General features: G+C 53.1%; 10 protein-coding genes. 6 read left to right on the top strand and 4 right to left on the bottom strand.

Annotated features, from left to right (window positions below):
* Positions 1-11: 11 nt before the first annotated feature.
* The 4 genes from pflA to ycaO form a co-directional block, all read right to left on the bottom strand.
* A complete protein-coding gene (gene pflA / locus MKZ79_RS07910) occupies positions 12-752 on the bottom strand; it encodes a pyruvate formate lyase 1-activating protein (protein ID WP_336141070.1) in 741 nt (246 codons plus the stop codon).
* A 144-nt stretch (positions 753-896) separates the two neighbouring features.
* A complete protein-coding gene (gene pflB / locus MKZ79_RS07905) occupies positions 897-3,179 on the bottom strand; it encodes a formate C-acetyltransferase (protein ID WP_336141069.1) in 2,283 nt (760 codons plus the stop codon).
* A 71-nt stretch (positions 3,180-3,250) separates the two neighbouring features.
* Positions 3,251-4,108 (bottom strand): formate transporter FocA, encoded by an 858-nt coding sequence (gene focA, locus MKZ79_RS07900; protein ID WP_336141068.1) that lies wholly within the window; start codon positions 4,106-4,108, stop codon positions 3,251-3,253.
* Positions 4,109-4,469: 361 nt separating this feature from the next.
* On the bottom strand, positions 4,470-6,227 hold the full coding sequence (ycaO, locus tag MKZ79_RS07895; protein ID WP_336141067.1) for a 30S ribosomal protein S12 methylthiotransferase accessory factor YcaO: 1,758 nt from the start codon (positions 6,225-6,227) through the stop codon (positions 4,470-4,472).
* Positions 6,228-6,533: 306 nt separating this feature from the next.
* Between ycaO and serC the strand changes: the two genes are divergently transcribed.
* The 6 genes from serC (at position 6,534) to MKZ79_RS07865 (ending at position 14,533) form a co-directional block, all read left to right on the top strand.
* Positions 6,534-7,619 (top strand): 3-phosphoserine/phosphohydroxythreonine transaminase, encoded by a 1,086-nt coding sequence (gene serC / locus MKZ79_RS07890; RefSeq protein ID WP_336141066.1) that lies wholly within the window; start codon positions 6,534-6,536, stop codon positions 7,617-7,619.
* 77 nt (positions 7,620-7,696) lie between these two features.
* A complete protein-coding gene (gene aroA, locus MKZ79_RS07885) occupies positions 7,697-8,983 on the top strand; it encodes a 3-phosphoshikimate 1-carboxyvinyltransferase (protein ID WP_336141065.1) in 1,287 nt (428 codons plus the stop codon).
* A 203-nt stretch (positions 8,984-9,186) separates the two neighbouring features.
* Complete coding sequence (gene cmk / locus MKZ79_RS07880; protein WP_336141064.1) at positions 9,187-9,873, top strand: (d)CMP kinase; 687 nt, start codon at positions 9,187-9,189, stop codon at positions 9,871-9,873.
* 117 nt (positions 9,874-9,990) lie between these two features.
* Complete coding sequence (gene rpsA / locus MKZ79_RS07875) at positions 9,991-11,664, top strand: 30S ribosomal protein S1 (protein ID WP_336141063.1); 1,674 nt, start codon at positions 9,991-9,993, stop codon at positions 11,662-11,664.
* An 86-nt stretch (positions 11,665-11,750) separates the two neighbouring features.
* Complete coding sequence (ihfB, locus tag MKZ79_RS07870; protein WP_013201528.1) at positions 11,751-12,035, top strand: integration host factor subunit beta; 285 nt, start codon at positions 11,751-11,753, stop codon at positions 12,033-12,035.
* A 233-nt stretch (positions 12,036-12,268) separates the two neighbouring features.
* Complete coding sequence (locus MKZ79_RS07865; protein ID WP_336141061.1) at positions 12,269-14,533, top strand: ComEC family protein; 2,265 nt, start codon at positions 12,269-12,271, stop codon at positions 14,531-14,533.
* The last annotated feature ends 31 nt before the right edge of the window (positions 14,534-14,564 follow it).

Raw genomic sequence — 14,564 nt, 5'->3', positions numbered from 1 at the left:
CTTGCCGCTCGTTAGTACATCACTTTGTGCCCATAGCCTTCCAGAATATGTTTAATCCGCTCCATCGTCTCTTTTTTGGGCGGATGAACACCGTCCAGCTTATATTCTTCGCCCATCGCCAGCCATTTGTGTTTCCCCAGCTCATGGTAGGGCAGCATCTCTATCTTCTCTACATTGCCCATATCGCGGGTGAACTCTCCCAGCCGGTGCGCTGAGTCATCATCATCGGAATAGCCAGGTACCACGACGTAGCGTATCCAGGTGCGGATTTTCTTTTTGGCCAGATAGCGGGCGAAATCCATAGTGCGGCGATTAGAGACGCCTACCAGAATTTGATGCACATCGTCATTAATTTGTTTCAGATCCAGCATAACCAGATCGGTGACTTCCAGCAGTTCGTCGATAACCGGATCGTAGCGGCGGACGAAGCCGTTGGTATCCAGGCAGGTATGGATGCCTTCAGCATGACAGGCGCGAAACCAGTCGCGTACAAACTCCGCCTGCAGGATAGCCTCACCGCCGGAAGCGGTCACTCCGCCGCCGGACGCGTTCATAAAGTGGCGATAGGTCACTACCTCTTTCATCAGCTCCTCTACGGTGATCTCCGTACCGCCATGCGTATCCCAGGTGTCGCGGTTATGGCAGTAGAGGCAGCGCATCAGGCAGCCCTGAAAAAAGGTAATAAAACGGATGCCGGGACCGTCAACGGTTCCGCAGGATTCGAATGAGTGAATACGGCCTTTAATTGACATTGCGATGAATTCTCCATAGTAAACCAGCCCGGAAGCTGGTACGCAGTCTGCAGCTGCGTTAAGTCTGTTTTGCCAGCAACCTGTAGTGAGATGGCTGGCAAATCAGGCTAAAAAAAGCTCCGGCAAGCCGGAGCTTTGTTGTCTTTAGAACGAGGTGGTGAAGGTACGGGTAATCACGTCCTGCTGCTGCTCTCTGGTCAGAGCGCCGAAGCGAACCGCATAACCCGATACGCGAATGGTCAGCTGAGGATAATTCTCAGGATGTTCCATCGCGTCCAGCAACATCTCGCGATTCATCACGTTAACGTTCAGATGCTGGCCGCCTTCGATAGAGGCTTCATGGTGGAAATAACCGTCCATCAGACCGGCAAGGTTAGCTTTACGAACATCGTCATCTTTACCCAACGCGTTAGGCACGATGGAGAAGGTGTAGGAGATGCCGTCTTTAGCGTAGGCAAAAGGCAGTTTCGCAACGGAAGTCAGTGAAGCGACAGCGCCTTTCTGGTCGCGACCGTGCATTGGGTTCGCACCTGGCCCAAATGGCATGCCGGCACGACGACCGTCTGGCGTATTACCCGTTTTCTTACCGTACACCACGTTAGAGGTGATGGTCAGTACTGACTGCGTTGGCACAGCGTTGCGATAGGTCTGCAGCTGCTGAATTTTCTTCATGAAACGTTCAACGAGGTCGCAGGCGATATCGTCTACGCGGGCATCGTTGTTACCGAACTGCGGATATTCGCCTTCGATATTGAAGTCGACTGCCAGGCCATCCTCATCGCGGATTGGCGAAACTTTGGCATATTTAATCGCGGAGAGGGAGTCAGCGGCTACCGACAGTCCAGCGATACCGCAGGCCATGGTGCGATAGACGTCGCGATCGTGCAGCGCCATCAGCGAAGCTTCATAGCTGTACTTGTCATGCATGTAATGGATGATGTTCAGCGCGGTAACGTACTGTTTCGCCAGCCAGTCCATAAAGTGATCCATACGATCCATCACTTTATCGTAGTCCAGCACGTCATCCATCATTGGCGCATCTTTTGGACCTACCTGCATTTTCAGTTTTTCATCCACGCCGCCGTTGATGGCATAAAGCATGGTTTTCGCCAGGTTGGCGCGGGCGCCGAAGAACTGCATCTGTTTGCCCACGATCATCGGGCTGACGCAACAGGCGATAGCGTAATCATCGTTGTTGAAGTCAGGACGCATCAGATCGTCGTTTTCATACTGAATCGAGGAGGTATCGATGGAGACTTTAGCCGCGAATTTTTTAAAGTTAAGCGGCAGCTTTTCTGACCAAAGGATGGTCATGTTCGGCTCTGGCGAAGGCCCCATAGTGTAAAGCGTATTCAGGAAGCGGAAGCTGTTTTTGGTCACCAGCGTGCGGCCGTCGACGCCCATGCCGGCCAGTGATTCCGTTGCCCAGATTGGGTCGCCGGAGAACAGCTCGTCATATTCAGGCGTACGCAGGAAGCGCACCATACGCAGCTTCATTACCAGATGGTCAATCAGCTCTTGGGCATCCTGTTCGGTGATTTTGCCCGCCTGCAGATCGCGTTCAATATAGATATCCAGGAAGGTAGATACGCGGCCAAAGGACATTGCCGCGCCGTTCTGCGATTTAACAGCGGCCAGATAGCCGAAGTAGGTCCACTGTACGGCTTCCTGAGCGGTTTTTGCCGGGCCGGAGATATCGCAGCCATATTTCGCAGCCATCTCTTTGATCTGCTGCAGCGCGCGGTGCTGATCGGCAATCTCTTCGCGCAGACGGATAGTCGCTTCAAGGTTAACGCCGTTTTCAAGATCGTTCTGCAGCGAGGTGAACTGCGCAAACTTATCTTTCATCAGCATGTCGATGCCATAAAGCGCGACGCGGCGATAGTCGCCGATGATACGACCACGGCCATAGGCATCCGGCAGGCCGGTCAACACGCCTGATTTACGGCAGCGCAGGATATCCGGCGTATAGACGTCGAACACGCCCTGATTATGGGTTTTGCGATATTCGGTAAAGACTTTTTTCAGGCCGGCATCCAGCTCGCGACCATAGACTTTACAGGAACCTTCCACCATTTTAATGCCGCCGAACGGGATCAGCGCGCGCTTCAGCGGAGCTTCGGTTTGCAGGCCGACGATGGTTTCCAGTTTGCGGTCGATATAGCCCGCATCATGGGAAGTAATAGTGGAGGCCAGATCGGTATCAAAATCCAGCGGCGCATGGGTGCGGTTTTCGGTCTTGATGCCTTCCATGACTTTATCCCACAGCGCTTTGGTCGCTTCGGTTGCGCCTGCCAGGAAAGATTCATCGCCTTCATAAGGCGTGTAGTTTTTCTGAATGAAGTCACGGACGTTAATGCTGTTCTGCCATTCGCCCTCTGCAAAGCCTGCCCAGGCAGCAGCCTGGTTTACATTTTGCTCGCTCATGTGATCACCTTTTCAATAAAGTTCTTTCGTTCCTGCCGCATGGCGGCAGGGCTTAATCCTGTCGCCAGCAATCAGTGATGATCGCCGTCCCGTAGATAGATAACCCAGTAGGTCAGACCCACCAGCAATCCGCCGCCGATGATATTGCCAAGCGTGACGGGGATAAGATTATCAACAATGAAATTGCCTACCGTCAGGCTGGAGAAGTGCGCAGCCGTGGTTCCCGTAGCCTGCCAGAACTCTGGCGAGGCGAAATCTTTGATAACGATGGCCATAGGGATAAGAAACATATTGGCAATGCTGTGTTCGAAACCGCTGGCAACGAACATCGCGACGGGCAGTACCATCGCCAACATTTTATCCGTCAGGCTGCGGCCGGAGTAACTCATCCATACCGCCATGCAAACCATCAGATTAGCAAGCGTGCCGAGGCAGACAGCTTCAAGAAAAGTATGGTGCATTTTATGGTCGGCTGTTTGCAGAACATTCAGACCCCATGCACCATTTGCCACCATGTACTGGCCGGCAAACCAGATCAGCCCGACAAAAAACATCGCGCCAAAGAAATTTCCTACATAAACATTGATCCAGTTGCGGGCCAGCTGGCTCCATGAAATGCGGCCGCTGGCTTTAGCGACCATAGTCAATACGGTGGAGGTAAAGAGGTCCGCGCCGCAAACCACTACCAGCATCAGCCCAAGCGAAAAGCAGATGCCGCCAATCAGTTTCGCCACGCCGAACGGTATAGCTTCCGTCCCGGTTGTCGCGGTGATATAAAAAACAAAAGCAATCGAAATAAAGACGCCCGCCGTGATGGCGAGGAAAAATGTCGTGAAGGGATGTTTTGAGGCTTTATAGACGCCGGCTTCTTCAGCGACTTTAGCCATTTCCGATGGTAAGAGTAAATCAAACGGGTTGCCAGCTTTCACACTAACCTCTCCCAAAATTAATCAACAACGAAATACTAACAAAGGAGTATAGGCAAGAAATTGATATGGATCATATTGGCACCCTGGTTGACCTGAATACGTTAAAAAAACGGTGCGGTATATGATTTAAGTGGTTGATATTTATGTTTAAAATAAATTTTAAAATATCTATTATTTTTTTAAATAACGCTGGATTTTTTTATTACGGGAAAGGGCAATAAAGATCGGAAGTGAATAAAAAATTTAATCTATGGAAATAATTGGGCTACTTTTTATTAACTTTTGTCGGGGTTAATTTATTTTCTTTTATTTAATACTGGTCCTGAATAACGGCCCGCTTTTTGTTGGCGGGCCGAAAACTTTATTTCCAGTAACGACGTTTTGCCTGCTGCAGCTTTTCATAGGCGGCCAGCAATGACTGGTGAGCCGGGAAGGCGAGCAGATCCTCATCCACGCTCTGCAAGCCGTAGAACGGCGCTTCGCCACTAATGGCGGCGGAAGCGGCATCAACGGCTTCCTGGCCATACATACGCACGAAAGCGTTATGATACTGCAGCGGATCGCGCTCATCCTCAAGGCTCAGCAGCAGCAGCGTTTGCAGACAGCGATAGTAGTTGGCGCGGGCTGGCGTAAACACTGAAGCATTAAACTCCATGGTCCATTCCGTCCAGATCAGCGCCTGATCGATATCGCCGCCCGCCAGCGCCAGCATGGCTTTCAGCTCGCCGATACGCAGTGTGTACCAGCCATTATCTTTACCTGTTGCCAGGCCCAGCAGCTCGCGCACGCGGGTAAAATCATCATGGCCGTCTTCGTCCAGGCGTTCGATCAGCGCCAGGTAATCTTCTTTTTCCCACTGGCTGTCAGGCAGCGAAAGTAGGGTGTCGCGCAGATAGGCGCCCATACTGTTGTTGGCCAGCAGCAGATCTTCCGCAGGATAAATATCGGACATGCCCGGTACGATAATCCGGCAGGCATAGACGTCCAGATGCTGATAGTCCGCAATATAGACTTCTTTATCTTCCGCTTTGAAAATAGCCATTAACGTGGCGAACTCTTCCTGCGTGGTGCCGGCGAAGCTCCAGTCAACAAAAGGATAATCCGCTTCGTCTTTGAACATATCCCAGGAAATCAAACCGCTGGAATCGATAAAGTGGGTTTCGAGGTTGGCGTGTTCGGCAACTTCTTCATCGTCGAACGTTGGCGGCGTAAAGACATCAAGGTCTTTCAGCTCACGGCCCTGCAGCAGTTCCGTTACGGTGCGTTCCAGCGCTACGCCGAAATCGGGATGCGCGCCGAAAGAAGCGAAGCAAGTGCCGTTTTGCGGGTTAAACAGCACTACGCAAATCACTGGATACTTACCGCCCAGAGAGGCGTCGTAAGCGAAAATAGGAAAACCTTCTGCTTCCAGTTTCGCAATGGATTCAACCACGCCTGGATAGCGATCGAGCACCGCTTGCGGAATAGCTGGCAGGCTGATAGCTTCGGCGATAATACGGTTTTTGATGTAGCGCTCGAAGACTTCGGAAAGCCCCTGAACGCGCGCTTCGTTAGCGGTGTTACCTGCCGACATGCCGTTAGAGACATAAAGGTTGCCGATAATGTTCATCGGGATATAGACGATTTGCTGGTCTGACTGACGAGTAAAAGGCAGGCTGCAGATGCCGCGCGCGGCATTACCCGACTGAAGATCGATTAGCTCGCTGGCGCTTAATGACTGCTCGGGATCGTAAAAGTCTTTCAGACGTGCATCGAGGATGCCTTCCGGCAAGCTGTCGTCTTCCGGCAGCGGAAACCATTTTTCGTCAGGGTAATGGACAAAATCGCCATTGGCGATCGCCTTGCCCAGCCAGAAATCGGCAAAGAAGTAGTTAGTCGACAGGCGCTCGAAATACTCGCCCAGCGCTGAGGCCAGCGCAGCTTTTTTACTGGCGCCTTTGCCATTAGTGAAACAGAGCGGGCAGTCGCGATCGCGAATATGTACCGACCAGACATGAGGAACCGGATTCAGCCAGGAAGCTTCTTCGATATGGAAACCGAGATCCTGTAGTTTCTGCTGAAAACGTGCGATGGAGTCTTCCAGAGCGGCGTCTTTGCCTGGAATATAAGTTTGCGTCATAGTGCCCACTCGTTTTGATTGTGTCGAAAGCGCGCCATGATACGGGGTTTCCCGCCTGTTCGCTATCCGACGAACCGTTTTATCCCGGCCATAGTGGCATTTTCTTGAATAAAGATCGGCCATGAAAATGGCTTACCGGAAGACGCCTCACAAAATATCGTGCTTCCTCTGTTTCACCCTACAAGCTGTTGCAGCGCAGGCCGCATAACTGGTCGGCTGACCCGATTAAACATTGCAGCCGCCTGGTGGCAATGATAAAACCGATAGCAGACTCGAAATCGATTGATCTGAATGTGGTGAGGGGAAATGAGCCAGGTTTTCAATTTTAGCTCCGGACCAGCAATGCTGCCGGTGGAAGTACTGCGTCGTGCCGAACAGGAACTCTGCAACTGGCAGGGATTAGGAACTTCCGTAATGGAGATCAGCCACCGCAGCAAAGAGTTTACGCAGGTGGCTGTAGAAGCGGAAAGCGACTTTCGCGATCTGCTAAAAATCCCCTCAAATTACAAAGTATTGTTCTGTCATGGCGGCGCACGCGCGCAGTTCGCCGCGATACCGATGAATCTGCTGGGTAGTCATAGCACTGCGGACTATGCTGATGGCGGCTACTGGGCGCACAGCGCCATAAAAGAAGCGGAAAAATACTGTACGCCTAACGTTATCGACGTCAAAACCAGCGTCGACGGACTAAGCGCTATTACGCCAATGAATCAGTGGTCGCTTTCCGATGAAGCGGCCTATGTCCATTTCTGCCCAAACGAAACCATTGATGGCATCGCTATTAATGAAGAACCGGATTTCGGCGACAAAATTGCCGTGGCCGATCTGTCATCAACCATCCTTTCCCGACCGCTTGATATCAGCCGTTATGGCGTGCTCTACGCTGGCGCGCAGAAAAATATCGGGCCAGCCGGTCTGACGCTGGTGGTAGTGCGTGAGGATTTGCTGGGCAAAGCGCAGAAAGCACTGCCGTCGATACTGGATTACAAAGTCCTGAGCGAAAACGACTCTATGTTTAACACGCCGCCAACTTTCGCATGGTATCTTTCCGGCCTGGTGTTTAAATGGCTGAAAGAGCAGGGCGGCGTGGCGGAAATGGATAAACGCAATCAGGCGAAAGCGGATCTGCTGTACGGCACCATTGATAACAGCGATTTTTACCGCAACGGCGTCGCCGTGGCCAACCGCTCGCGCATGAATGTGCCTTTCCAGCTGGCCGATGCCGCGCTGGATAAGCTTTTCCTGGAGGAGTCCTTTGCGGCAGGCCTGCACGCGCTAAAAGGCCATCGTGCGGTCGGCGGTATGCGTGCTTCCATCTATAACGCTATGCCGCTGGAAGGCGTTAAGGCGTTAACCGACTTTATGACTGACTTCGAACGTCGCCACGGTTAATCTCCGCTGCGGCTTTGTAACGAAAACCCTGCCAGGCCGCAGGGTTTATCGCATTTTATCTGGAGAACAAGTTTCACATGCAGGAATCCCTGACGTTACAGCCCATTGCCAGGATCGACGGCACCGTCAACCTACCCGGCTCTAAAAGCGTTTCTAACCGCGCTTTGCTGCTTGCCGCGCTGGCGAAAGGAACCACTCATCTGACCAATCTGCTAGACAGCGATGACGTGCGCCATATGCTTAACGCGCTGCAGGCTCTGGGCGTAAGCTACACGCTCTCTGCAAACCGTACCGAGTGCGCAGTTTTCGGATTAGGTGGCCCGCTTCAGTCGACCGGGCCGCTGGAACTTTTCCTGGGCAACGCCGGCACGGCGATGCGTCCGCTGGCGGCCGCGCTGTGCCTGGGCGAAGGCGATATCGTGCTGACGGGCGAGCCGCGCATGAAAGAGCGTCCCATCGGTCATCTGGTGGATGCTTTACGCCAGGGCGGCGCGCAAATCGACTATCTGGAGCAGCAAAATTACCCGCCGCTGCGGATCAAAGGCGGCTTTAGCGGTGGCGATGTCGCCGTCGACGGCAGCGTTTCCAGCCAGTTCCTGACCGCTTTGTTAATGACCGCGCCGCTGGCTCCACGCGACACCATTATCACCATTAAAGGTGAGCTGGTTTCCAAACCCTATATCGATATCACTCTGAATTTGATGAAGACGTTTGGCGTCACGGTGCAAAACGACAGCTATAGCGTCTTCCGCATTGCCGGCAATCAGAGCTACACCTCGCCAGGCGACTATCTCGTTGAGGGCGATGCCTCTTCCGCTTCCTATTTTCTGGCGGCGGCGGCGATTAAAGGCGGTACGGTGAAAGTGACGGGGATCGGCCGCAACAGTATGCAGGGCGATATTCGCTTTGCCGACGTGCTGGAAAAGATGGGCGCAGTTATCGAGTGGGGCGACGACTATATCGCCTGTACGCGCGGAGAGCTGAATGCGATCGATCTGGATATGAACCATATTCCGGATGCCGCTATGACCATCGCTACGGCAGCGCTGTTCGCCAAAGGCACGACGGTAATGCGCAATATTTATAACTGGCGCGTGAAAGAGACCGATCGCCTTGCCGCGATGGCGACGGAGCTGCGCAAAGTCGGCGCGGAAGTGGAAGAGGGGCACGATTACATTCGCGTTACGCCTCCTGAAGCTATCCGCTATGCCGAAATAGGCACCTACAACGATCATCGTATGGCGATGTGCTTCTCGCTGGTGGCGCTATCCAGTACGCCGGTCACCATTCTTGATCCAAAATGTACGGCCAAAACCTTCCCGGACTATTTCGACCAGCTCGCTCGTCTTAGCCAGTCGGCATAACGGGTAACCCGCCGTATCTGAGTGCGGCGGGTTGCGAGCTCTCTCACGCTTTACACATCAATTTCCCATCAAACAGATTACGGCCCTGCCATATATTTTCGCGCGTCTACGCTTAAGGGGTAACTATCGCGAGTGGAGCAGCGTATAATATGCGTCGTTATTTGCCTGAGCGGGTACAGGCATCCCACCAACAGGAGAACGACATGACGCCTATAGTCCAGGTGATCACCATTGATGGTCCAGGCGGAGCCGGTAAAGGGACCTTATGCAAAGCAATGGCTGAGGCATTGAACTGGCATCTGTTGGATTCAGGCGCTATTTATCGCGTGCTGGCGCTGGCCGCGCTGCATCATCAGGTGGATATTACCTCTGAAGAGGCGTTAGTGCCGATAGCGGCGCATCTTGACGTCCGCTTTATGCCTGCTGATGGCGAAATGGCGGTTATTCTTGAAGGCGAAGACGTTTCCGGCGAGATTCGTACCCAGGAGGTCAGCAACACGGCCTCTAAGGTTGCGGCTTTCCCTCGCGTCCGTGAGGCGCTGCTGCGTCGTCAGCGAGGCTTTCGCGAAGCGCCGGGCCTGATCGCAGACGGCAGAGATATGGGTACGGTGGTTTTTCCGGACGCCCAGGTGAAAATTTTCCTTGATGCCAGTTCGGAAGAGCGCGCTCATCGCCGTATGCTACAGTTGCAGGAGAAGGGCTTTAGTGTTAACTTTGAACGCCTTTTATCCGAGATAAAAGAGCGAGACGACCGCGACCGTAACCGTGCTATCGCACCGTTAAGGCCGGCAGAAGACGCGCTGGTGCTGGATTCGACCAGTATGTCGATCGAGCAGGTAATAGAAACAGCGCTGAATTATGCGCGTGAAAAACTTTCTCTGCCGCAGTAGCGTCGTCGAACCGATTTTTTTAACCCTGTGATATGGACGTCACAGGGCATGTGAAACAACCCCATCCGGCAGGAAGTCAGATGGACGTTAAATTGAAGAATCCTGAAGATTATCAATATGACTGAATCTTTTGCTCAACTCTTTGAAGAGTCCCTGAAAGAAATCGAAACCCGCCCGGGTTCCATTGTTCGTGGCGTTGTTGTCTCTATCGACAAAGACGTAGTTCTGGTTGATGCGGGTCTGAAATCTGAATCTGCAATTCCTGCAGAGCAGTTCAAGAACGCAGCCGGCGAACTGGAAATCCAGGTTGGCGACGAAGTTGACGTTGCGCTGGACGCAGTAGAAGACGGCTTCGGTGAAACCCTGCTGTCCCGTGAGAAAGCTAAGCGTCACGAAGCCTGGCTCACGCTGGAAAAAGCTTACGAAGATGCTGAAACTGTTACCGGTGTTATCAACGGCAAAGTTAAAGGTGGCTTCACAGTTGAGCTGAACGGTATTCGCGCGTTCCTGCCAGGTTCCCTAGTTGACGTTCGTCCAGTGCGCGACACGCTGCACCTGGAAGGCAAAGAGCTTGAATTCAAAGTAATCAAGCTGGATCAGAAGCGCAACAACGTGGTGGTTTCACGTCGTGCGGTTATCGAATCCGAAAACAGCGCAGAGCGCGATCAGCTGCTGGAAAACCTGCAGGAAGGCATGGAAGTTAAAGGTATCGTTAAGAACCTCACTGACTACGGTGCATTCGTTGATCTGGGCGGCGTTGACGGCCTGCTGCACATCACTGACATGGCCTGGAAACGCGTTAAGCATCCAAGCGAAATCGTCAACGTTGGCGACGAAATCACTGTTAAAGTGCTGAAGTTCGACCGCGAACGTACCCGTGTTTCTCTGGGTCTGAAACAGCTGGGCGAAGATCCATGGGTCGCAATCGCTAAGCGTTACCCGGAAGGCACTCGTCTGACTGGTCGCGTGACCAACCTGACCGACTACGGCTGCTTCGTTGAAATCGAAGAAGGCGTTGAAGGCCTGGTGCACGTATCCGAAATGGACTGGACCAACAAAAACATTCATCCGTCTAAAGTTGTTAACGTTGGCGATGTTGTTGAAGTTATGGTTCTGGACATCGACGAAGAGCGTCGTCGTATCTCCCTGGGTCTGAAGCAGTGCAAATCTAACCCATGGCAGCAGTTCGCAGAAACCCACAACAAGGGCGACCGCGTTGAAGGTAAAATCAAGTCAATCACTGACTTCGGTATCTTCATCGGCCTGGACGGCGGCATCGACGGCCTGGTTCACCTGTCTGACATCTCCTGGAACGCTACCGGAGAAGAAGCAGTACGTGAATACAAGAAAGGCGACGAAATCGCAGCCGTGGTTCTGCAGGTTGACGCAGAGCGCGAGCGTATCTCCCTGGGCGTTAAGCAGCTGGCAGAAGATCCGTTCAACAACTACATCTCTCTGAACAAGAAAGGTGCCATTGTTAACGGTAAAGTGACTGCAGTTGACGCTAAAGGTGCTACAGTTGAACTGGCAGACGGCGTTGAGGGTTACCTGCGCGCTTCTGAAGCTTCAATCGACCGCGTAGAAGACGCTACTCTGGTTCTGAACGTAGGCGACGATGTTGAAGCCAAGTTCACCGGCGTGGATCGTAAAAACCGCGTTGTGAGCCTGTCTGTTCGTGCTAAAGACCAGGCTGACGAGAAAGAAGCCATCAACACTGTTAACACCAAACAGGAAGAAGGCAACTTCTCTAACGCAATGGCTGAAGCGTTCAAAGCAGCTAAAGGCGAGTAATTGCGCTTGCATCAGGGCGGCATAAGCTGCCCTGAACCTGCCGTTACTGCCAGAGCTTATTCCAACAGGGATTAACCGGAGGATTTATGACCAAGTCAGAACTGATTGAAAGACTTGCTGGCCAGCACTCTCATATTCCGGCGAAAGTCGTTGAGGATGCGGTAAAAGAGATGCTGGAGCACATGGCCACAACGCTGGCCCAGGGCGAACGCATCGAAATCCGGGGCTTCGGCAGTTTTTCTTTGCACTATCGCGCGCCTCGCACCGGACGTAACCCGAAAACGGGCGACAAGGTTGAACTGGAAGGTAAATACGTTCCACACTTCAAACCGGGCAAGGAATTACGCGATCGCGCTAATATTTACGGCTAAGGTTTCGCATTACCACGCAATAAAACGACACTTCGGTGTCGTTTTTTTTTGTCTGCTATCTGCTATCTGCCATCGCTAATCGTCATCAGGTCAGAAGCCCGCTCGCAAAAAGCCTGTCGCACACTGCAATACCACTGAAATCTTTGCGCAACGCTGCTGAAAACAAGAAAACCTCGGCTGCGCTGGCTACAAAATCCCGCCAGACTCCCACTATAAATAGTGGAGAGTGCAGTATGCCCTACAGTCTTAGTCGATTAGCTATGTGGATGATCATTGCGGCCTTGCCGCTTTGCTGGCTTGCGTCCTTACCCGATGCCCGCACAATTCGTCTGCTATTTATTCTGGCCGTGCTGCTGATGGCTATGCGACGAAACTGGTTAAAGGAAGCTGCCGTTGTGTTGCTGCTTTTTCTTTGGGCCGTTTCACCTGCGCAGAAATTGCTACAGCAGACAACCCTGCTTTCTGCTGGCCCTGTCGAAGCTTTAACAGAGATTGAGCAGCTCCAGACGCAAACGCAGCGTGTCAAAGTCCGTGTTATTGAGGTAGCAAAAAAGCCAATTTTTCCGCCAGTGTACGCACTGCTCAGTATCCAGGGGCTAAAACAGAGCTTTTGCCCGGGTCAGCGATGGCAGATGAAACTGAAACTACGGCCCGTTCACGCACGTCTTAACGAAGGCGGGTTTGACGCGCAGCGCTTTGCGCTGGCTAACAGCACGCCGCTGACGGGCAAAGCGCTGACGCTACAGATGATCGACGGCCGCTGCAGCTGGCGTGACAGAATAATCCAGAAAAGCACACGGATTTTTGCTGCTATGCCCTGGCAAGGCGTCATGCTTGCGCTGGCATTTGGCGAGCGGGGTGAACTTGGCAGCGATATTAAAATGCTGCTAAAGGAAACCGGAACGGCGCATCTGATGGCGATTTCCGGGATGCATATCGGCCTGGCGGCTACGGTCGGCTGGCTGACAGCAAGGATTATCCAGCTCTGCTTTCCTGCCAGACGTACAGGCTATCGTTTTCCGCTGGCCAGCGGTTTTCTGCTGGCGCTGATCTACTGCTGGCTTTCCGGCGGCAACCCTCCGGCGCTGCGGGCAATTATTGCGATTGCCTGCTGGAGCCTGCTGCGTCTTAAGGGAAGAAACTGCAGCGGCTGGCAGGTCTGGCAGCTTTGTATCGGCGCTATCCTTTTTTTCGATCCTTTAAGTATTTTGTCAGATAGCCTGTGGCTCTCTGCGTCAGCCGTTGCCGGTCTGCTTTTCTGGTATCAATGGTTTCCGCTTTCAGGGCGCTTCACCCACAGCAAGCGCTGGTTGCCGCTGCGGCTGCTACATCTGCAGTTGGGGCTGTTTTTACTTCTGATGCCGCTACAGGTAGCTGTTTTTCACGGCATAAGTTTGAGCGCGCTACTGGCTAATTTATGGGCGGTGCCGTTGGTTACGCTGATTACCGTGCCGCTGATCCTCGGCGCTATCCTCTCGCTGCCATTTTATCCTTTGAGCCAGCTGTTGTGGCGCGGTGCCGACGGGTCGCTGTCGCTGCTATTTTATCCTTTGCAATTGTTGCCTGACGGCTGGCTGGCATTTAGCCAGCAGGCACTGTGGCTGAGCCCAATTTGCCTGCTGGCCGCCATTGCATGGCGTTTTAGCTGGTGGCGAAGCTCTCCCTTTACGCTGGTCGGTTTATGTCTGGCGCTGTTGTGCTGGCGATTGAGCGTCAGGCAGCCGGAGTGGCGCCTGGATATGTTGGATATCGGCCACGGTCTGGCCATGGTGATTTCTCAGCGAGGAAACGCGGTTATTTATGACACAGGGAATAAGTGGGCGGGTGGTGATGCCGCCTCAAGTCAGATCCTTCCCTGGCTTCGCTGGCAAGGGTTGTCGATACAGCACATCATTCTGAGCCACGGCCATCTCGACCATATCGGCGGGCTGGAGAGCCTGCAGAAAGCATTTCCGGCTGCGACAATCCACAGCGGCCTGGGCTGGCAGGATCACTTGCCCTGTCACCGGGGCCAAAGCTGGCGCTGGCAGACGCTGACTTTTCAGCCGCTCTGGCCGGCGCGGCCGCAGCAAGAGAGCGGTAATAACCAGTCCTGCGTCATCATGGTAACGGACGGAAAATGGCGGGTGCTGCTAACAGGCGATCTTGAAGCGCCAGCGGAACTGCAACTGGTCAGGCATTATGGCAAGGCTTTGCGCGCCGAAGTCATTCAGGTTCCCCATCATGGCAGCGCCACGTCGTCCTCGCCGCCTTTACTCAGAAGAGTCTCTGGTCGCGTGGCGCTGGCTTCGGCCGCGCGCTACAGCGCCTGGAAGCTGCCAGCGGAAAGGATAATTGAGCGCTATATGGCGAATCATTACCGCTGGTACGACACGGCTGTGGAGGGGCAAATCAGCGTAGAATTTTCTAAGGAAAACTGGCGCGTTTTAAGGTTAAGAGCGCAAATAATGCCCCGTTGGTATCATCAGTGGTTTGGCGTGACACGTTATTCCAGTTAGAATGAGCGGCTATTTCAATTGGAAGCTGGTT

The organism is Erwinia sp. CGal63 (genome assembly GCF_037026505.1).
In the GTDB taxonomy this organism is placed as follows: Bacteria; Pseudomonadota; Gammaproteobacteria; order Enterobacterales; family Enterobacteriaceae; genus Erwinia.
Note: the sequence above shows the minus strand (reverse complement) of the source record. Positions and strands in the feature narration are given on the sequence as shown.

Bases quoted from the DNA above. Each gene is read 5' to 3' on its own strand.
- pflA (WP_336141070.1), bottom strand. From the start codon at position 752: ATGTCAATTAAAGGCCGTATTCACTCATTCGAATCCTGCGGAACCGTT.
- pflB (WP_336141069.1), bottom strand. From the start codon at position 3,179: ATGAGCGAGCAAAATGTAAACCAGGCTGCTGCCTGGGCAGGCTTTGCA.
- ycaO (WP_336141067.1), bottom strand. From the start codon at position 6,227: ATGACGCAAACTTATATTCCAGGCAAAGACGCCGCTCTGGAAGACTCC.
- serC (WP_336141066.1), top strand. From the start codon at position 6,534: ATGAGCCAGGTTTTCAATTTTAGCTCCGGACCAGCAATGCTGCCGGTG.
- aroA (WP_336141065.1), top strand. From the start codon at position 7,697: ATGCAGGAATCCCTGACGTTACAGCCCATTGCCAGGATCGACGGCACC.
- cmk (WP_336141064.1), top strand. From the start codon at position 9,187: ATGACGCCTATAGTCCAGGTGATCACCATTGATGGTCCAGGCGGAGCC.
- rpsA (WP_336141063.1), top strand. From the start codon at position 9,991: ATGACTGAATCTTTTGCTCAACTCTTTGAAGAGTCCCTGAAAGAAATC.
- ihfB (WP_013201528.1), top strand. From the start codon at position 11,751: ATGACCAAGTCAGAACTGATTGAAAGACTTGCTGGCCAGCACTCTCAT.
- MKZ79_RS07865 (WP_336141061.1), top strand. From the start codon at position 12,269: ATGCCCTACAGTCTTAGTCGATTAGCTATGTGGATGATCATTGCGGCC.